Annotated in this window: 18 protein-coding genes; 2 read left to right on the top strand and 16 right to left on the bottom strand. The window is 63.5% G+C overall.

The features are described 5' to 3' along the window. Positions 1-6 precede the first annotated feature (6 nt). The 7 genes from APT59_RS07385 to APT59_RS07350 all read right to left on the bottom strand — a co-directional run bounded on the left by APT59_RS07385 (position 7) and on the right by APT59_RS07350 (position 8,433). On the bottom strand, positions 7-483 hold the full coding sequence (locus APT59_RS07385) for a GlcG/HbpS family heme-binding protein (RefSeq protein WP_059314262.1): 477 nt from the start codon (positions 481-483) through the stop codon (positions 7-9). A gap of 727 nt (positions 484-1,210) precedes the next feature. Next, a complete protein-coding gene (locus APT59_RS07375; RefSeq protein ID WP_059314260.1) occupies positions 1,211-1,984 on the bottom strand; it encodes a DeoR/GlpR family DNA-binding transcription regulator in 774 nt (257 codons plus the stop codon). A 54-nt stretch (positions 1,985-2,038) separates the two neighbouring features. Then, positions 2,039-3,040 carry a 4-hydroxythreonine-4-phosphate dehydrogenase PdxA gene (gene pdxA / locus APT59_RS07370; RefSeq protein WP_059314259.1) on the bottom strand — a complete coding sequence of 334 codons (1,002 nt, stop codon included), beginning with the start codon at positions 3,038-3,040 and terminating at the stop codon, positions 2,039-2,041. After that, positions 3,033-4,328 (bottom strand): four-carbon acid sugar kinase family protein, encoded by a 1,296-nt coding sequence (locus APT59_RS07365; protein WP_059314258.1) that lies wholly within the window; start codon positions 4,326-4,328, stop codon positions 3,033-3,035. Before APT59_RS07365 ends, pdxA begins: the two co-directional genes overlap by 8 nt. Further along, the gene (locus APT59_RS07360; RefSeq protein ID WP_059314257.1) at positions 4,325-5,347 is read right to left on the bottom strand and encodes a 2-keto-3-deoxygluconate permease; all 1,023 of its coding nucleotides are present in this window, start codon (positions 5,345-5,347) and stop codon (positions 4,325-4,327) included. The genes APT59_RS07365 and APT59_RS07360 overlap by 4 nt, the downstream gene beginning before the upstream one ends. An 840-nt stretch (positions 5,348-6,187) precedes the next feature. Next, the gene (locus tag APT59_RS07355) at positions 6,188-7,516 is read right to left on the bottom strand and encodes an APC family permease (protein WP_059314256.1); all 1,329 of its coding nucleotides are present in this window, start codon (positions 7,514-7,516) and stop codon (positions 6,188-6,190) included. Between the two features lie 101 nt (positions 7,517-7,617). After that, complete coding sequence (locus APT59_RS07350; RefSeq protein ID WP_059314255.1) at positions 7,618-8,433, bottom strand: carbon-nitrogen hydrolase family protein; 816 nt, start codon at positions 8,431-8,433, stop codon at positions 7,618-7,620. A gap of 140 nt (positions 8,434-8,573) precedes the next feature. On the opposite strand from APT59_RS07350, the gene APT59_RS07345 reads away from it, so the two are divergent. Next, positions 8,574-9,356 carry a helix-turn-helix transcriptional regulator gene (locus APT59_RS07345; RefSeq protein WP_059314254.1) on the top strand — a complete coding sequence of 261 codons (783 nt, stop codon included), beginning with the start codon at positions 8,574-8,576 and terminating at the stop codon, positions 9,354-9,356. 401 nt (positions 9,357-9,757) lie between these two features. Here the strand turns inward: APT59_RS07345 and APT59_RS07340 are convergent, their stop codons facing one another. From APT59_RS07340 to APT59_RS07300, 9 genes are all read right to left on the bottom strand, one after another. Further along, the gene (locus tag APT59_RS07340) at positions 9,758-10,117 is read right to left on the bottom strand and encodes a RidA family protein (protein WP_027596893.1); all 360 of its coding nucleotides are present in this window, start codon (positions 10,115-10,117) and stop codon (positions 9,758-9,760) included. Further along, a complete protein-coding gene (locus tag APT59_RS07335) occupies positions 10,078-11,244 on the bottom strand; it encodes an NAD(P)/FAD-dependent oxidoreductase (RefSeq protein ID WP_237140579.1) in 1,167 nt (388 codons plus the stop codon). The genes APT59_RS07340 and APT59_RS07335 overlap by 40 nt, the downstream gene beginning before the upstream one ends. 13 nt (positions 11,245-11,257) lie before the next feature. Then, positions 11,258-12,637 (bottom strand): NAD(P)/FAD-dependent oxidoreductase, encoded by a 1,380-nt coding sequence (locus APT59_RS07330; protein WP_059314252.1) that lies wholly within the window; start codon positions 12,635-12,637, stop codon positions 11,258-11,260. Continuing rightward, positions 12,634-12,981: a (2Fe-2S)-binding protein gene (locus tag APT59_RS07325; protein WP_059314251.1), complete on the bottom strand. Its 348-nt coding sequence runs from the start codon at positions 12,979-12,981 to the stop codon at positions 12,634-12,636. Before APT59_RS07325 ends, APT59_RS07330 begins: the two co-directional genes overlap by 4 nt. Then, a complete protein-coding gene (locus APT59_RS07320; protein WP_059314250.1) occupies positions 12,971-14,110 on the bottom strand; it encodes an NAD(P)/FAD-dependent oxidoreductase in 1,140 nt (379 codons plus the stop codon). The genes APT59_RS07325 and APT59_RS07320 overlap by 11 nt, the downstream gene beginning before the upstream one ends. Then, on the bottom strand, positions 14,107-14,904 hold the full coding sequence (locus tag APT59_RS07315; protein WP_059314249.1) for an ABC transporter permease: 798 nt from the start codon (positions 14,902-14,904) through the stop codon (positions 14,107-14,109). Before APT59_RS07315 ends, APT59_RS07320 begins: the two co-directional genes overlap by 4 nt. A gap of 5 nt (positions 14,905-14,909) precedes the next feature. Then, positions 14,910-15,782 (bottom strand): ABC transporter permease, encoded by an 873-nt coding sequence (locus tag APT59_RS07310; protein WP_059314248.1) that lies wholly within the window; start codon positions 15,780-15,782, stop codon positions 14,910-14,912. Beyond that, the gene (locus APT59_RS07305; protein WP_059314247.1) at positions 15,769-16,842 is read right to left on the bottom strand and encodes an ABC transporter ATP-binding protein; all 1,074 of its coding nucleotides are present in this window, start codon (positions 16,840-16,842) and stop codon (positions 15,769-15,771) included. The genes APT59_RS07310 and APT59_RS07305 overlap by 14 nt, the downstream gene beginning before the upstream one ends. 232 nt (positions 16,843-17,074) lie before the next feature. Further along, a complete protein-coding gene (locus APT59_RS07300; RefSeq protein WP_237140578.1) occupies positions 17,075-18,148 on the bottom strand; it encodes an ABC transporter substrate-binding protein in 1,074 nt (357 codons plus the stop codon). A gap of 223 nt (positions 18,149-18,371) precedes the next feature. Between APT59_RS07300 and APT59_RS07295 the strand changes: the two genes are divergently transcribed. Continuing rightward, the gene (locus APT59_RS07295; RefSeq protein ID WP_059314246.1) at positions 18,372-19,265 is read left to right on the top strand and encodes a LysR substrate-binding domain-containing protein; all 894 of its coding nucleotides are present in this window, start codon (positions 18,372-18,374) and stop codon (positions 19,263-19,265) included. The last annotated feature ends 290 nt before the right edge of the window (positions 19,266-19,555 follow it).

Raw genomic sequence — 19,555 nt, 5'->3', positions numbered from 1 at the left:
TCTCCTTCAAGGATGGGGTTTGAGATTGAGGTGTTCAGCAGCCGTCAGCGCACAACGCTCGTCCGCCCCGCCACCGCCGGCACCGGCGATGCCCAGGGCGCCGACCAACTGGTCGCCCTCATAGAGGGGGATGCCGCCGCCCAACAGCAGCAATTCGGGCAAGGTGACGAGATTGGCAGCGTCCGGGTTCTGCCGGGCGCGCTCGGCCAGCGCCTGGGACGAGGTGCGCGTGGACAGGGCGGTGAAGGCCTTGCGGCGAGCCGCCTCGGCGTTATGCGGCCCGACGCGGGTATCGCGCTGCAGGAGGATCAGTTGGCCGCTGCGGTCGAGCACCGCGAGCGCGGCGCTGCAGGGTGCGGCTTGCGCCAGTCGATGTGCGGCGTCCAAGTCGAGATCGGGGTGCTGCGGCAGGGCTGCCTGCACCTGACCGAGCAAGGTAGCGCCCAGCAGCGCGACGGTTAGGCAAGAAAGAAAGCGCGACATGATTCGAGGTCCAGGAGATGACCCCGCCAAATTATCCTGATCGCTCGGTCAGGAAGGGGTACTACAGGATGACAATTTTGTCAGTTTGATCAAGTAGATAACTGTATGTACAACGCCGCATTGTCTCGTGGTCCGATCAAAAACAGGTGCCTAGGCACAAACAGTTGCATCGCGCTCACGCAATGAGACTTGCGACTGCTTGCGCTCCCGCTCTGCATTGGGCAGAACCATCAGGCCGCGGTTATACCGCTTTGTCCCGGCAGTGCTCTCGGTTAAGCAGTACGTACACCACGTCAGCTGGGTGGCTTTGCTCTTTAGAGAGAAGAGTCCGAAAGTCTCGGTGACAATGGTGCACCGGATCGGCCAGGTTTTGACGGTGGGTGATGCCGCCTATCTCTGGGTATCCCTACCCGGGATGGCCATCGACATAATCTCAACGAGCTTGCTGCGCGCTTGATCGCGAAAACATTTCTGAGTGCACCTGCACGGCAAAGCGCTTTGGAACAAATTGACGACCGACTACGGCACGGCAAAAAACTGTCTGTGGCACTGCCCGACAACACCCGACGCGAATGCAACGGCGGCGTTCTCAGACCGGCAGCAGGTATTCACGGCAGAGCGCATGTTTTGCCGCGCCCGGTATTAGACGCTTGTCGATCGTATGCCGAAAGCGAACACGGCCTTTTACCTGTCGATTTGCATCGAGCGCCCGGCTCCCAGAACCGCGTCAGTCGACAGTAGCCGTCTCGACCCTGATCTGCGCCACTGCCCTGAAGGGTTCCAACTGCGTCTCTTGCGCTTGGGAATCGGTGATAAGCGTCCATTCCCGTTCAAGAGGTGTCCAATGTTGCTGGCGGGCTCGACCGAGTTTGTCGGCGTCGGCGAGAACGAACACTTGGGCGGCGCGTTTGATGATGCACTCCTTCAGGTAGGCCTGTTGGTCGCTGGCCTCGCAGAGGCCAAATTCGGCCACCACACCGTCCGCTCCTAGGAACGCCTTGTCCACGCTCAAGCGGCTGAGGGTCAGCTCCGCCAGCGGACCGAGGGTGCTCATGCTCGAGCCGCGTAGATCGCCGCCGATCAGGGTCAGGCGAACGCCCGGTGCGTTGGCCAGGGGTGTCACCGCGAGCAGATTGTTGGTGACCACGTGCAGGTTCTGCCGCGCACACAGGTGCAACGCCAGCGCCGCGCAGGTGGTGCCGCCGTCTAGCAATAGCGTGTCACCGTCTTCCACGTGCCTGGCCGCGGCCCTGGCGATGGCGTCTTTCTGATCCCGCTGGCTGGCCTTGCGCTCTTCCAGCGAAGCTTCCGGCTCGTGCATGCCGAGCAGCGCAGTCGCGCCGCCGTGGGTGCGCACCAGATGCCGTTGCTTGGCGAGCATAGCCAGGTCCCGGCGCACGGTGGCTTCCGACACGCCGAGAGCTGCGCTGAGTTGCTCGACGTGGGTGTCTCGGGCGCGCACCAGCTCGAGGATGGCGCGATGACGGTCGGCGGCTTTCATAGACGGCCTTGTGACGAAAGGGCCGACAATCTTACACAAGGGTGACGCAAGCCCTCATCCTCGACGCGTGGCCAGCTCAGTACCCTGGCGCAGTGCTTCAAGCAGGCTACGTTCGTCAGCGATGCCCTTGCCGGCAATGTCGAAGGCCGTGCCGTGGTCCACCGAGGTGCGGATCACGTCCAGGCCTACGGTAACGTTCACTCCTGCTTCCAGACCCAGGACCTTGACCGGGCCATGCCCCTGGTCGTGATACATGGCCACCACCAGGTCAAAATCCCCACGGCCGGCGCGGAAGAACAGCGTGTCGGCCGGCAGCGGGCCGGTCACGTCCAGGCCCTGCGTCTGCAGCAGCTTTATGGCCGGGATGATCTTTTCCTCCTCCTCGCCGTAGCCGAACAGGCCGTTTTCACCCGCGTGCGGGTTGATACCACACACCCCGATGCGCGGCCGGCTGATGCCCGCCTTGATCAGGGTGGCATTGCCGCGTTCGATGGTGCGCTGGACCAGACCAGGCTCGATCTTGCGAATTGCGTCGATGATGCCCATGTGCGTAGTGACGTGGATTACCCGCAGCTGAGGCGCCACCAGCATCATCGACACTTCGTCAACCTGAGTCAGGTGGGCAAGCATTTCGGTGTGCCCCGGATACTTGTGGCCGCCGGCATGCAGCGCCTCTTTGTTTAGCGGGGCGGTACAGATGGCGTCGATCTGGCCGGCTTCGGCCATCTGCACCGCCCTGGCAATGTATTGATAGGCGGCGTCACCTGCGATGGGCGACAACTGTCCGAAGGGCAGGTCCGCAGGGATCAGTGCCAAGTCGATACAGTCGATGATGCCCGGCTCGTAGCGCGCTTCGCCGGCATCCTGGATGCGACGCACCTTGGCGCTGCCCTTGACGATCTCGTTGGCCTGCTCCAAGCGCTGCGCATCGCCGATCACCAGTGGGCGGCACTGCTGATACACCACCTCGTGGGCGAGGCTCTTGACGATGATTTCCGGGCCTACCCCGGTCGCATCGCCCATGGTGATGCCGATGACGGGTAGATAATTACTCATGATGGGTACCTTGTAGCGCAGGATTTAAGATAGGACCCGCAGCGTCATGCGCGGGCTCGAGAGCGTTGTGCATATGTAGCCAGGCGGCGTACAGCGCGTGATCCGTACCGAACGCACCGGCCTTGGTCACCACACCGGGACGGTGCCCGTCGCGGGTGGAAATTGGGTGCCCGAACGCGACACCTGCTTCGATTTCACAGAGCAGCTGGAGGCTGCCAATGCCGACAGCCCCCAACATGGCCCGCGCGGTTTCGCCGCCCGTTGCGACCAGGCCGCCGACATAGACAAACTGCTGCTTCACGAGCTGCGCGAGCGAAGTAGAAAGCTGCGCGCCCTCGGCAGGGTTGAAGGTCTCATCACGGCCAATACGGACCAGCAAGTCGTTGCCACCACCCAGCATCTGGCCGATACGAGCTTCCCACTCGGCCCAGTCCGCGTGTGAAGGGCCTTGGCGCAATACCGTCGGCGGCACCGTCAACTCGGTAACGCCAGCGCGATCCTTAAGCATCGCGCACTGGCGTTCGGACACGCTGGACAGGCTGCCCACCAGCACCAACGTAGGCGCATACTTTTCCCGCGTAGTGGTAGGCATCGGCGATGGCGTACCAAGCAATTCAGGTAACGCAGCCATTTCCCGAGCCAGGCCGCCCGACCCCACCCAGAACAGCGGTTCCGACAACTGGGCCGTTACCCGAGCCAGGATACGCAGATCCTCGCTGCTCTCAGCGTCAACAATCAGCGCATCGGCCAGCCCGCCCGCCGTGCCCGCGATAACGCGGACCAGCGCCGCCGCGTCACCGCGCAGCGTCTCCAGCGGCAGCCTGGCCACGCGAAGGCCGACTTCCTCGAGCAGCGTGGAGATATCCGCGCAACGGCCAGCATGCTCGAGTTGCCAGGTGTCCGTGCTCTCGAGCGAGTGACCGTTGACCCACACCTTGCCTTCCAGTGTGGTTCGCCCTGTGGCCGGAAAAGCGGGCGCAATGATTGCCAGACCCGCGTCCAGCTTCAAGGCGGCAACTTCCGCCGCCCAGTTACCACGCAGGGTGGAGTCGATCTTCTTGTACAGGCGCTGCCCTGGTCGGCGCAGGGTCTGCCACGCTTTGAGAGTGCGTTCACCTGCTTGTGCTGGTAGGAGCCGACGAGTGTCGGTATCGATGGCCACCACTGTCGCATCCCCTGTATCGTGGGACGGATCCAAGGCCACGACCGTGCTCTGACCGGCGCCCGCGAAGGCAATGGCACAATCCGCCGCACCTGAAAGATCATCAGCGATAATCAATAACTTCATCGAATGACCTCCCGCCGTGTGTCCGAACTGTCACTCACGTTCGCGCCCTCCGCTGCCGCACCGTGACGCGTCTGATAACGTTTGGCGACCGACGCGGTGAGAATCGGTGACAGCACGGCGGTCACTACTACACAGGCAGCCACCAACAAGGTGGCGGAATTGGCCGCCTCGGTATAGATCGGGTTGGCCGCCGCTACCAGCGCAGGCACCGCCGCCGCATTGCCTGCGGTATTCGCCGCCGCCACCCCTGCAACGCCAGTACCTCCCGACGCGCGGTCCGCGAAGTACAGAGGGATACCCGTGAGCACCACCACCGCCACGCCCAGGCCGATGCCCAGTAAGCCGGCCTGCCACACCTTGTGCAGGTCCAGGCTCGCCCCCAGTGCCAAGGCGAAGAAGGGGATCATCACTGGTACGGCCTTGGCCAGGAACTCGCGCATTTCACGGTCGAGATTGCCCAGCAGCATACCGAGCAGCAGCGGCAGGATCGCGCCCACCAGCGTCGGCCAAGGAAAGGCCGCTAGCCCGGCAACGCCCAGGGTGACCATGGTTAGGAACGGGCCCGACTCCAGCGACATCACCGAATAGGCCCCCACATCTTCGGAGCGCCCGTACTGCCCCATCAGCGCCATGTACAGACCGCCGTTGGTATCGTTCATCGCTGCTACCACAGCCAGAGTGGAGAGCCCGGCAAACACCCCTGAACTGATCGGCTGCTCGCCCAGGAACTGGCCCATGATCACGCCAATTACAATCGCAGTCCCGACCTTGGTGCCAAACAGCACCCCGCCCTTCTTGAGCAGGTAAGGCGTTGCCTTGATATCGATGCTTGCGCCCATGCACACATAAAACACTGCCAGGATCGGCAGCGACCCGGTGAACAACGCGTTGGTGAACGAACCGAAGAACTTCGGCATGTCCGGCAGGAAGGTAGCGACGAGCGAGCCGATCAACAACGGCACGATCATCATGCCACCGGGTACACGCTCGATACTGCGCTTGATTGGAATCTGGGCCACGAGAGAGCTCCTTATTTTTATAGGTGCCGCAGTGATGGGGGTGGGGCGGATGTGAAGCATACTGAGCGAAATGATCAAATTAATGACTACTTCGCGCAAAATCAGCATACGAGAGATAAAAGGAATGCGCAAACCAAACAGGATATTGATCGATTTGAGCAGGATGGACGCCAGTAGCGATCAGCGAATGGCCTGCGTCGCACACAGCACGCGCGGCAGGCAGGGAGACCGATGTAGACCTGCTTGGCATCACTCGAATGCCAAGCGCGCCAAGCGCGAAGACTTGGCTACCGGGATGGGAAAATTGATCGACGGGTGCTGCTAGAGATGTCCGACCATTGTGGGCCGGCATATTTCGCGGGACTGATGATCCAGCAGCAAACCGAAGTGTTCGTGCTTGCCGACTCGACCATCGCCAGCAGCACAGGACGCCGCTCAAGACGGACTGGACGCTGATTACCGATGCCACGGCGACCGAGTTCCTGGCCCCGCTTAGTCAGCAGAGTCTGGTCCGCGTGGAGGTGGTGTCCTGAGTGCTAACGCGCTGATGTTGATTTACGCAGGACCCGTGAGCAGAGGGGTCAGGAGAAAACATTGACGCTCGCGGTGCATACGCTCTACACCCATACCAGCGCGGTCTGGATGCATACCATACGCCGCGTCGTCATCTTCAAAAGCCGATTGCCAGGTCCGAGCAAGCGCTTGGGCGGAGCGCCTAAAGGCGCCCGCAGTTGATACGGTGATGGTCCGGTATCGGGTGAAACCGTCGACAAGGACATACGAGCGGTCCGTCGACGACCTGCTCGCGCTGCTGGCCTCGAGCTGCAACGATCCAGCTACTTACCCCTGCTCAGCTTCAAAGCTGAGCGCCGGCGGCCGGCGATGAAAACCGCCCGTCAACCAAGCCAGATAGAGGCCACCGAGCATCAGCCAGCTACAGCCGAGCATGATTGCCAGGCGGTCTAGGCTGATCATCAGCCACAGCGTCGCCAGAAGGCCGAGAAGCGGACACAGCAGGTAGAGTACCAGTTGGACGGGACCACGCTGCTGGGGCTGGCGCGCGAAGTGAACGATCACCGAAAGGTTCACCAGGCTGAACGCCAGAAAGGCGCCGAAGTTGATGAATGAGGTCGACGTGGCGACGTCAAGCTTGAGTGCCAGCAGCGCTACCACCGCGCAGACCAGGATAGCGCCCACCGGCGTACCGAACCGCGGACTCAGGGTGCCCAGTAGCGCACGGGGAAGGACGCCGTCGCGGCCCATGGCGAACATCAGGCGCGAGGCGCTCGCCTGCGCCGACAAGCCCGAGGTGAACTGACCGACGATCAATCCGATCAGGAAGACCGACACAAACAGATCACCGCCGATATTGCGGGCGATCTCATAGGCCGCCGCATCGCTGCTCTCGAATAGGGTGGAGGGATGTGCCAGTTGCACGAAATAGGCGGTGATCACGAAGATCAGTCCACCGATCAGGGTGATCAGCAGGATTGCCCTGGGAATGGTGCGCTGGGGGTCGCGGGTTTCCTCGGTCAGGGTGCTGACCGCATCGAAGCCCAGGAAGGAGTAGCAGGCTACCGCCGCGCCCGCCATCACCAGGGACAGGTTCATACCCTCGCCCAGGAACGGCTGCAGCGACAACAGCGGCTTGCTGGCGTCGCCCACCACGTAATGCACGCACAGCGCCACGAAGGCCAGCAGGACCAGAAACTGCACCAGCATCAGGATGCTGTTGATGCCCTTGGCCAGGTGTAGGCCTACTACGTTGATCACGCTGGTGACCAGGATGAAAGTGAGCACCCAAAGCGCCTGCGGCAGTTGCGGGAACGCCGAATGAAGGTAGGCCGCACCGATCAGCCAGATCGCCATCGGCAGGAACAGATAGTCGAGCAACACCGCCCAACCGGCGATGAACCCGAGATGATCGCTGATGCTGTGGCGTACATAGCTATAGGCCGATCCGGCTACCGGAAACAGCTTGGCCATGCGCGCATAGCTCAGTGCGGTGAAGAACATCGCCACCGCAGCGGCCAGGTAGGCCGCTGATACCGCGCCATGGGTAATCTCGGCCAGGATGCCGAAGGTGCCGAGGACGATGATCGGCGTCATGTAGGCGATGCCGAACAGCACCACCGCTCCCAGAGACAGGGATCGTTGCAGACGAGCCATTACTGGTTACTCCCATTTTATACGTTGTTATGGCAGGACCGAAGTCGGCAAAAGCGCGCGGCAAGGCCGCAACGGGCGCGTCTGTGGCGCCCTTCAGAAGGTCAGGGGATCAGTAACTCACGCACACCATTGGCATGGTCGATGCGCGTACCTGGCAGCGCTATGCGCCGCTCTTCCAGGTAGCGGTAATCACGGCGGGCCTCGGCCAGGCGATGAAAGTCCAGATCGATGGTCTGTGCGCACGGCTCGCGACCGGCTTCCAGCAGCAGGCTGCCGTTGGGGTCGACCGCCGCGCTGCCGCCGGCGAAGACCAGGCCGTCGTCCCCTGCGCCGACGCGGTTGGCCATGACCGCATAGGCCTGGTTTTCCATCGCCCGTGCCATGATCGCGGTTCGGTGCGTCGGCCCGTAGGGATCCATGTTGCCGTTGGTGACGATCAGCAGCTCAGCGCCGAGCTCACCCAGGGCACGGGCGCTCTCGGGAAATTCGATGTCGAAACACACCAGCAGGCCAACCCGCACGCCGTCGAGCAGCGCGGTGCCGTAGCGATCGCCCGGCGCGAACACGCCGCGATCCGACGCCCACAGGTGCGTCTTGCGGTAGGCCAGCACGATGTCCTGCCCGTCCATCAACACGGTGGTGTTATAGAACGTGCCGTCGTCGTCCTCGGCAAAACCGATGGCAATAGCCAGCCCACGCGCAGCCGCTGCCTTGCCGATGGCGGTCAGGCTCGGGCCATTCAAAGGCTCAGCCAGGGCCGCGACGTTTTCCGGCGTCGGAAAACCCGTCAGGTAGGTCTCCGGGAACACCAACAGGCGAGTGCCCGCCCTGCACGCTGCGATGGCTTGCAGGGCCTGGGCGAGATTGTGGGCCGTATCACCATCACGACCGGTGAGCTGAGCGAGTTCAACTTGCATGACGGGGGCTCCGTTCTTGTTGTTGCATCACGTGGGGGGCAAACACAGAATGCGGACACCCCACCGTCCGGAGTCGAGTATGGCGGCGGAGTCACACAGGCGGAATTACGCACGCGGGGTAACCCCATAGGGGTAGACAGATGACCATGACCTTGCACGACATCGCCTTCCATCACACCGTGGCCGAACTCATCGAAGCGCTCGATCGCCCGCATTTCTGGCGTGCCATGGCCCGCGCGCTGGAGCAGTACGTACACCATGACAGTTGGGTGGCACTGATCTTCAGCGAGGGGCGCCCGCAGGTGCTGGCCGAAAGTCCCGGCGACGACGGTGCACCCGACCGGCTCTTTCAGGACTACCTGCACGGCCTTTACCTACTCGATCCCTTCTACATCGCCAGTCGGGAGAGCCCGCGTGAAGGTCTGGTGCGGCTGAGCGAAATCGCCCCGGACTGTTTTGAACAAACGGACTACTACCAGCGCTACTTCAGCCTCAACGTGGTCGCTGACGAGATCCAGTTCAATGTGGTCCTCCCCGAGGCTCGTACCCTGTGTCTCTCACTGGGTTCACGGCAACGCTTCCGACCTGAGCAGATTGCCCTGCTCACCCTGGTAGCGCCCTGGGTCATGGCACTGGCGCGCCAGCGCCTGGGCTACGAGCCAGAGCCAAGTGGGCCGACAGCCGCTCCCCCCTGGCAGGAGCGCCTCGAACGGATGGCACGCCAGGTCGAAACGGCGCTGACCGGCCGCGAGCTGGAAGTCGCGCGCCTGGTGCTCAGCGGTTATTCCAGCAAGGAGGTGGCGCGCAAACTGGCCATCTCGGCCGAGACCGTGAAAGTGCACCGCAAGCACGTCTACAGCAAGCTGGGCATCAAGTCGCAATCGGAACTGTTCGCGGTGTTCCTGCAGGCTCAGCGCGAATAACGGCGGCAAGCCGGGTAAGCCGGTGACGTAGGCTCCATGGTCTGGAAACGCCTATGAACCATGCCGATGCGGATCTTCGTGCGGCGATGCCAGGCGAGTTGCCTGCACCAGCGCTCAGGGGTTACCGGACGAGAGGGTCATTCTCTCCGCCGGGCACTCTCAGGTTCCCGGTACACCAGCGCTCAAGCGACTACCGTCGAGTAGACGCGGCGGCGGGGCCTGGTCTGGCAACCCCGCCAGCCTTGGGCCTCCCCTTTGCCCGACAAACGTCTTACATCGCGCACCTGCCCCAGCGGTCTTCGCAGGTCTGTAGCCAGGTCAGCCATACCCCACAAAGGGGCTCTGCTAAAGGTTCGAGATAGACGCAGCGTCCCATCGAACGCGAGCCACTGCGCCTGTCCTCACTCCGCCGCCGCGACGATAGCGATCTCGACCAGCAACTCCGGTGCCGCTAGCCTGGACTCCACCGTGGCCCGTGCAGGTGCCTGCCCTTCGGGTGCCCAGGCGTCCCACACCTCGTTCATGCCGGCGAAGTTGGCCTGGATGTCCGACAGCCATACCTGGGCGCTGAGGATGCGCGTCTTGTCCAGGCCGACCTTGGCCAGGTAGTCGTCGATCTTCTGCAGGACCTGCGCGGTCTGCCCCTTGATGTCCTGGGTTCGATCATTGGCCGTCTGGCCGCCGACGAAGGTGATGCCGCCCTTGTACTGGACGACCCGGCTCATACGCTGGTTGGTTTCGATACGGGTAATGGGTTGCATATAGGCTCCTTTACTAGCCTGGGGGTTGAGGAATCTCTGTGGAAGCGATCAATGGCAAAGGCTGCGAGATCGATGGGTGACGACTCGCCCAGCACCAGCTGCGCGACGCGCTGGCCGGTACCGAGACTCATCTGGAAACCGCTGCCGCAGTAACCGAACGAATAGGTCAGTCCACTGGCGCGACTGCTGTTCGAGATGACGGGCAGGTCGTCCTCGGTGAAGGCTTCGATACCGGACCAGGTGCGGTTGATGCCCAGATGCCTGAGGTGCGGAAAAAGATCCGTCACTGTCTGGGCGCTGGTCACGAGACGGGTGATATCGACTTCGCCATGGCGCGCCTCGAAGTCCAGGGCACCGATCAGCTTGCCGCCAATGACCACCGTGCCGTTGTCAAACTGCTTGAAGGACAGGGCGCGGCCGGTGGCGCCGAGTACCTGCCTGCAGAAGGGCGCCACCCGATGGGTCACCATCAGCATCAGCCCTTGCGGATAGGTGGGTACCGGCTCGCCCACCTCGGCCGCCAACCGTCCCGCCCAGGCACCTGCCGTTACCACCAACTGGTCCGCCTCGAACCGCCCTTGGCGCGTCTCTACCTGCCAACGGGTGCCTCGCTGGGTGATGGACAGCGCAGGCGTCTGTTCATGCAGCACCATCCCCAGGCGCTCCGCCGCTTGCCGGACCGCGGTCACTACACGGTAAGGGGTTGCGTAGCCATCGTCCGCCACCCAGATGCCGCCCACCACATGGGGCGCCACCGTCGGGAGGAGCTCCAAAACCTCCTGCCGATCGATGAGCACCTCATGGGTGAAGCCATGGGCCTGAAGTTCGGCGACGCGTGCCCGACATTGCTGGAGCTCATCATCATTTTCGGCCAGTTTCAGCTGACCGCTCGCGACAAAACTAGCATCGGTTCCCAACAGCTCCGGCAGGTTGTGCCAGAGAGCCCGAGACGCCAGCGCCAGCGGGATTTCGGCCAGGTGCCGGCCGAGCGTCCGCACTCCACCGGCGTTCACACCGGAGGCATGCCGCCCGGCGTAGTCGGCTTCGAGCACGATTACCCGCACGCCGCGCTGCGCGAGCTGCCAGGCCGTGCTCAATCCATGCAGCCCGGCGCCGATGACGATCACGTCCGCCGTCCTGTCAGCCACTGGCCAGCTCTCCCAGGGTAATGGGCTTGATCGGTGGGCGAATGCGGTAGTAGCCCACCTCGTCGGGCGTGAGCCCCCGCGACTTGGCGATGATCTCGGTAACGGTCAAGCCGCACATGCGTCCTTGGCAGGGACCCATGCCACAGCGACCGAAGGATTTCGCCTGATTGGGCCCACTGCAGCCCAGCTCGACGAAGCGGCGGACATCGCCTGCCGTGACCTCTTCGCAGCGGCAGATGGTGACGTCGTCCCGGGCGGGAATGCGGTTCTCCTCGCGCGGGCGATACAGGGCATCGAGGAAGGGGCGGATACGCAGGTTGCGCTCCAGCTCGGCGCGCAGGGGCGCGGCCTGGGCATCGCGCTGGGCCGGGGTGATCTGGCCCAGATTACGCGCCAGCCCCAGCGCCGCGAGCTGCCCTTGCAACGCGGCCGCCTGGGCACCGCCAATCCCTGCGCCATCGCCGGCCACCGCGATGAAGGGCACATCGAGCGCGCCCCAGCCATCGGTTTCCGGGACGAAGCACAGCTGCGCATCATCCCAGCGATGCTGGGCCCTGAGCGCCTGGGTGAACTGGATGTTCGGCACCACGCCCTGGTGCAGCAGCACGGTGTTGGCCAACACCCGTTGTGCCTTCCCGTCGACGACGAAGCTGAGCGCCTGGGCCTGCCCTTCCCCCTCGACCTGTAGCTGCTCGGCGCCGGTGTAGTGCGGGACCTCGCCCTTGCGCAGGGCGCGCAACAGCGAGACACCCTTGCGCAGGTAGGGCCAGGCCCGCAATGCCGCCAGTAGGTGCCTGCGCGCATTCCAGTAGTCCTCACGGCGACTGGTGTCCACCAGGGCCGCGATGGGTATGCCTGCCCTCAGGTATTGCCAGCCAAGCAGGTAGAGCAGCGGTCCGCACCCGGCCAGCACCACTGGTCCCTGCGGACCGATGCCGGCGGTCTTGAGCAGGATCTGCGCGGCCCCAGCGGTCATTACACCGGGCAAGGTCCAGCCGGGAATGGGAAAGGGCCGCTCCATGGCGCCGGTCGCCAGCAGCACGGCCCTGGCGGCGAAGGAACGTACCCGTCCGTCCTTGAGGTAATGCACCTGGCGCTCGCGGGTGATCTGCCAGACGGAAGCCCCCGTTTCGTGGCGCACGTTCGCACCCTTCATCGCGTCCGCCAGGCGGGCGCCTGCCGCATAATCCTCACCGAGCAGCTCGCGCCGCGCCGGCGTGGCGTTGCCGATGCCTCTATAGATCTGTCCGCCCACCGCGGCCTGCTCGTCCAGCAGCACGACGGAAAGGCCCAGGTCCGCCAGGGTTCGCGCCCCGGCCATGCCGGCAGGACCCGCGCCGATGACGACGACGTCTATAGGTTCGAGATTCATGGCTGTACCTCCATCACCACGGATTCGGCGGCGGTGAAGGGCAGCTCCCTGGCGCCCTGCTGCGAACGGATGCGCATGCCGTCGGTTGCCTCGATCAGGCAACTCTGGCGACTCGGCACCCCATCGATCTCGACCAGGCATTCGAAGCACACGCCCATCATGCAATAGGGCGCACGGGCTTCACCGCCCACCGGGGAGGTGCGGAATTGCCGTATGCCGGCCAGCAGCAAGGCGGCGGCAACCGTGATACCACTCGGCACCTGGAAGGCCTGGTCGTCGAAGGTCAGGGTGATGAGACGGCCGCCTTCGGCGTCCACGCGGCGAAACAAGGAATCAGTGGGCATGGGAAAACACCTCCCCCGTGAGAAAACGTTCGCCGGCGAACACCGCCAGCTCTTCCGGCTGTTCGCCGCCCCGAACCCAGGGCGCGATCCGGGTCGCGTGCGCCGCGGCCAGGGTCACGCCGCTGTGGCAGGTGACGACGAAGGCACCGGGGTGCGACGCGGACTCCTGGTAGATCGGATAGCCATCCGGGCTCATGACGCGCAGGGCGCCCCAGGCCCGCACCAGGCGCACGTCAGCCAGCAGTGGGAAGGTGTTGACCCCACGCTGGGCGATCCTGGCGAGCACGTCGGTGGTGGTAAGGTCGTTGAAGCCGACCTCCTCCATGGAATCGCCAAGTTGCACACTGCCCTCGTCCGTCTGGCGCACATTGATCGTCGGGTAGTCGAGAAAGGGCCGAACCCGCTCACTGACCAGCACCTGCCCACGATTTGGCGCGACCGGGGCATGCAGTCCGACCTGCTCCCCCAGCGGCCGATTGCCCAGGCCCGCCGCCAGCACCAGGCGCGGCGCGGTGAAGCGCTGACCGGGGGTGACCACCGTGAATTCGCCAGGCGCGGAATCGATCCGCTCGACCGGCATCCGCCCCAGTACGGTCGCCCCGTGGTACTGCGCTCCCGCATGCAAGGCCCGCAGCAGCTTGAGCGGATTCACGTGGCCATCCATGGGCGTATAGCTCGCCCCGACGACCTTTGGGCCGATGCCGGGCAGGCGTGCCCGCAGATCCGCCTGATCCAGCATTTCGAAGGGATAGTCACCTAGACCGGCTTGCATACCTGCCAGCCGCACCTGGCGCTCCGCCAGCTCCTGATCGGAAAAGCACATGTGAAAGCCGCCGGGCTGCTTCAGGCGGACATCGACGTCCGTCTCCTTCAGCAGGTCCTCGGCCAGCCCGGCCCAGGCCAGCGCCGAGGAGCGCGTCCAGCGGGAATATTCGAGGCGATCGAAGCCCTTGCCCTGCACCCAGACCAGACCGAAGTTGCCCCGGGAGGCGCGGAAGGCGTCATCGCCCTGGTCGAGCACCAGCGTCCTGGTACCGGCCTTCGCCAGGCCATAGGCGACCGCCATGCCGACCAGCCCACCGCCAACCACGATGACCTCTGCCGAGGGGGATACGCTGCTGTCGTTCATTGCTTCTCTCCGATCAGCACCCGATCCAGGCCGACGAGCCGATCCAGCAGCAGCATCACCGCCAGGGTGCCCAGGATCAGCACCGTGGAGGCCGCCGTGATCAGGGGATCGATGGTCTGGGAAATCTGGTTGTACATGGCGACCGGCAAGGTCGTGGTGCCGGGTGTGGCGACGAAGACCGTCATGGTCAGTTCGTCGAAGCTCTGGATGAAGGCGAGCAGCCAGCCGCCGACCACGCCAGTGCGGATCCGCGGCAGGATCACCCGCCAGAAGGTCTGCAACCGACTGGCGCCCAGGGATAGCGCGGCATGTTCCGCATCGCGCTCCAGGCCGATAGTGGACGCCAGCGTCAGCCGCAAGGCATAGGGCAGCACGACGATGACGTGGGTGATGCTCAGCGCCCACAGCGAGCCGCCCACCTGGGCAAGGGAAAAGAAGCGCAGGAAGGCGATCCCCAGCACCACCGAGGGAATCATCAGCGGCGACATCAGGAAGCCCGTGATCGCCCCGCGTCCGGGAAAGTCGTAGCGACTGATCGCCAGCGCCGCGGGGACCGCGAGCAAGGTCGCGACCGTCGCCGACACCAGGCCCAACTTGAGCGACAGCCAGAAGGCATCGACCATTTCCTGGTTGGCCCACAGCGCCTCAAACCAGCGCAGCGACAGGCCACCGGAAGGCAATGAAATGAAGCCTTCGCCGGTAAAGGACACCGCCATCACCACCACCAGTGGCGCGACGATGAAGGCGATGAAAAGCGCATGAAAGGCAAGGGAGAAGAAACCGTTCCGGTACATGGCGATCACTCGAAGACGTGTTTGAAACGGCGCTCGGCCAACCGGCTGCAACCCACCACGATCACCAGGTTGGCGATCAGCAGCAGCACCGCGATGGCGGCGCCCAGCGGCCAGTTCAGCGAACCCAGGAATTCGTCGTAGGCCGCCGTCGCCACCACCTTGAGGCGACGTCCGCCGATGATCGCGGGGGTGGCGAAGGCCGAGGCCGCCAGGGCGAAGACGATGATCGAGCCCGAGAGGATTCCCGGCACGATCTGCGGCAGCACCACCCGCCTGAAGGTCGTCATCCGCGAAGCGCCCAGCGACAGGCCGGCCTGCTCCACCTGCAGATCGAGCTTTTGCAGGCTGGCCCAGACGGCGATCACCATGAAGGGCACCAGCACATGGGTCAGCGCCAGCACGACCCCGAACTGGGTGAACATCATGCGGATCGGAAAATCGATGACGCCCAGCGCCTGCAACGCCTGGTTGATCAGCCCGTTGTTGCCCAGCAGGATGGCCCACCCCAGGGTGCGCACCACGACCGAGATGAGCAGTGGTCCGAGCACCACCAGCAGGAACAGTGACCTCCAGGGTGCCCGCATGCGAGCGATGATGAGCGTCTCCGGTACGCCGATCAGGACCGAGCAGACGGTGACGGCGAGCGCCATCCCACCCGTACGCAAGAAGATCTCGTGGAAATAGTCGTCGCCGAACACCTCCAGGTAGTTGGCGAGCGAGTACACGGGAATCACCCCCTTAGTGTCGCTGAACAGGTTCAACGACAGCATGGCCGTGAGCACCAGCGGCGCCGCCAGCAGGGTCAGGAATACTAGAAGCGCAGGGCCGGTCAGCAGCCAGGGCGCGCTGCCGACCCGTTCGGCATCATAGGTGGCCATGGGACACCTCCCGGCCGAGCAGGCGCAGGTCATCATCCAGCCAGGTCAGGCCCACCTCCTCCCCTTCCAGCGGCGGCGGCGCGCCGAGGTTCGGCTGCGTCAGGTTGACCGGTCCCAGGGGGCTCTCGACACCGATCAGCCAGAGGTTGCCGAGGAACACCCGCATGCGCACCTTGCCGCACAAGCGCGCTTCGGCAGGATCGGTAAGGCGGATCTTTTCCGGACGCAGGTAGACGTTTACATCGCCGTCGAACTGATGCCCCTCATGAGGGACATGCAGCATCAGGCCGTCGACCTTGACCTCGTAGCAGCGTGGCTTACGAGTGTGGACGGCACCGGGGAAGGCGTTGGTCTTGCCCAGGAAGCTCGAGGCGAAAGGCGACTGGGGCCGCTCGTAGGTCTCGAAGGGCGAACCGATCTGCACGATGCGCCCGCCGTGCATCACCGCGATGCGATCGCTCATGGTCATCGCTTCAACCTGGTCGTGGGTGACCAGGATGGTGGTGATACCCAGGTCGCGCTGGATGGCACGCAATTCGATGTGCATGTCCTCGCGCAACTTGGCGTCGAGGTTCGACATCGGCTCGTCCAGCAACAACAGGTCCGGGCGGATCGCCAGGGCACGCGCGATGGCCACCCGCTGACGCTGCCCGCCGGACAGGGCCTTGGGATAGCGTTCGCCCAGGCCCTGCAGCCGAACCATATCGAGCGCTGACTTTACCCGCTCCGCCCTGTCGCTACGCGCCACGCCGCGCATCTCCAGACCGAAGCTGACGTTTTCGGCCACGGTCATGTGGGGGAACAGGGCATAGCTCTGGAACACCATCCCCAACCCGCGCTTTTCCGGCCGGACATGGGTGATGTCTCGCCCGTCCAGCACGATGCGTCCGGCCGTAGGCTGCACGAAACCCGCAACGCTTTGCAGCGTCGTGGTCTTGCCGCACCCCGAAGGGCCGAGTAGGGAAAGAAATTCGCCTTTCTCCACTGCCAAGTCGAGTCCAGCGATAGCGGTGAAATCACCATAGGTTTTGACGAGGCCGTCGAGGATCAGGAAAGCCATGGGCATGCCTCCGGCGATCACGAAGGCGTGATCGCTGTTCGTCCAAGGGAGGTGGGAGCGACCGATTGCTAGGGAAAAACCAGCCACTCGATCATTGAGCGAGATGGAACCGGACGATGGCGAAATGGACGTGAGGGCCTGCTGCTACAACGTGCGGAGGGATAGCCCGAAGCCAACCTCCTCTCCACTCGCAATCCCGCTGTCATTTCATCGCCGTCTGGCCGGTACGCCACTATCGCTCGATGGTCCTGTTCCAGCGCGTCGTCCATTCGGAACGCTTCTGGTTGATGGTGTCCCAATCGACCTTGAGCAGGCTGTCGACCTTTTCCTGTCCGTAAGGCATACGGGAAGCCAGTTCTGGCGGCAGCTTCACGGTGCGATTGACCGGCGCGAAGCCGTTGCTTTCGGACTGGATCTTCTGGATTTCCGGCGACAGCACGTACTGAATGAACTGCTGGGAGAGTTCGGACTGCGCATTGGGCGTGACGGAGCAGGCGGCGACCTGGAGGGCTACAGCGCCCTCCTTCGGGTAGATGAATTTGAGCGGAAAGCCGGTGTTCTGCAGCGCCACTGCACGGCCACTGCCGTACACCGCCATGACCACATCACCGTTCTGCATCATCCCGTCCATCTCGCCCGGGGCACTGACCCAGGCCAGCACGTTCGGCGCGATCTTCTTCTCGAACACCGCGAAACCCGGATCGATGTCTTTCTCGCCGCCGCCATTCAGCCGCGCCATTTCGATCAACGAATGCAGGCCGTAGGTATTGGTGATTGGCGGCATGCCCAGCAGCTGCCGATACTTGGGATCTTCCAGATCGGTCCAGGACGTCGGGGCTGCCCATCCGCGCTTCTTGAAGGCCTCTTCGTTGTAGCCGATCCCGGTGGCGACCATACCTACTGCCGTAGCCTCAGGGCTCAGCCGCGCCAAGGGATACAGGTCCTGGTAGACAGGCGCATCCGTGAGCTTTTCGCAAAACCCCAGCTGCAGCGCCTGGTACATGGGGCCATCGTCCATCATGGCGACGTTGATCTGCTGCCGCCCCTTCTGGGCCTGCAACTTGGCCAGCGTTTCAGTCGAGTTGCCCGACACATACACGACCTTGACCCCATGCGCCTTCTCGAAGGCGGGAATGACGCGGGTCTTGTACATCTGCTCGGTTGAACCGCCGACGCCGGCGACGTACAGCGTCGTTTCGGCGTGGGCCGGAAACGCCATGCCAGCGGCCGCTGCGGCCAACAGCAGCGCGGACAGCCCCTGACGACAGGAGATGGATGAGATACGGACGAGATACGGACTGGTCACGGGCAATGCTCCCTTTTTTGCGTTGCGGCAGATCGAGAACGTCGTGAGGACACGACCGGAAGATCCAGGCATCCGCCTCCGAGGACATCGCGGTAACCGCCATTCGGAAACGCTTTCTTTTTATGGGGCCATTTGGCTTGTGACCGAGTATTGTCAGCCTGAACCCATAGGGTCAAATACGAAGGTACAGGTTAAGTATTCATATTTGATATGGAGAACCCTATTGAATCTCAGACAGATCGAGGCCTTCCGCAGCGTGATGCGTCTAGGCTCCATGACCGCGGCCGCCGAAGCCCTGCACACTTCGCAGCCAAACGTCAGCCGACTGATCGCACAGCTGGAACTGAGCACCGGACTCAAACTGTTCGAGCGCGCGGGTGTACGGCTGATACCCACGAAGGAAGGCAGTGCCTTCTTCCAGGAAGTGGAGCGGGCCTATGTAGGGTTGGATAGCCTGCGCCAGTCGGCCAAGAACATCCGCAACCTAGGCACCGGCCGCCTGCGTATCGCGGCAGTGCCCTCGACTGGCCTCACGCTCATCCCCCACGTCATCAAGGACTTCGTCGCGACCCGCCCTGAGCTGACCGTCTCCCTGCACATGAACGCCTCGCCCACTGTGGTGCAGTGGGTGCAATCCCAATTCTGCGATTTGGGCGTGGTGGTCCAGCCCAGCGACGCCGGCCCTCTGGAAACGCTGCTTATCACCCGGCTCCGCGCCGTCTGCGTCCTGCCGCCAGGCCATCGACTGGCTTCAAAGGAAGTCATCAGGGCGCAGGATCTCCACGGCGAGAACTTCGTCTCTCTCTGCCATGGCGATGGCACCCGCGAGCAGATGGACAGGGTCTTCGAACAGGCCGGTGTCGAACGCAAACTCGCCGTGGAAGGCCAATACAGCTCCATCACCTGCGAGATGGTCGCCGCCGGCATGGGCGCCGCCCTCATGAGTCCGAACGTTGCCCAGGATTTTCTGCACAAGGGCATCACCATCCACCGCTTCGAGCCGGAGCTGTTGTTTCCTGTGTACGTCGTCGCGCCTGCGGGATCGGGCCAGACGCCGCTGGCGACGGACTTCATTCAGGCGCTGAAGAAGCATTATGCAACTCACTTCCCACACTAAGAGTTCATTTCCACGCCCTTCTTCCCGCCCGAGGAAAGCTTCTCCAGCTAACTTTTGTTGCAAGCAGGATCATCACCGAGAGCAATAGGGTTGTTTTAACGAAACTCGTCTCGATTCTTCAAGGATGGTCAGCAGGCGATGGGCTATTCATTCGGTTAACCCAATGCGAAAGACCTGCCGCATGCTTGAGTGCGACGTGCAGACTGAGGGATGACAGCTTCCACTGCCTTCCCGCTCAGCCCAGATAGCTGAGCCCTCAACGGCTAGACGCTTAGGCTCTACAGCAGCAC

Source organism: Pseudomonas oryzihabitans, assembly GCF_001518815.1.
Lineage (GTDB): Bacteria > Pseudomonadota > Gammaproteobacteria > Pseudomonadales > Pseudomonadaceae > Chryseomonas > Chryseomonas oryzihabitans_E.
The sequence above is the reverse complement of the archived record's forward strand: the minus strand, read 5'-3'. Positions and strand labels throughout refer to the sequence as shown.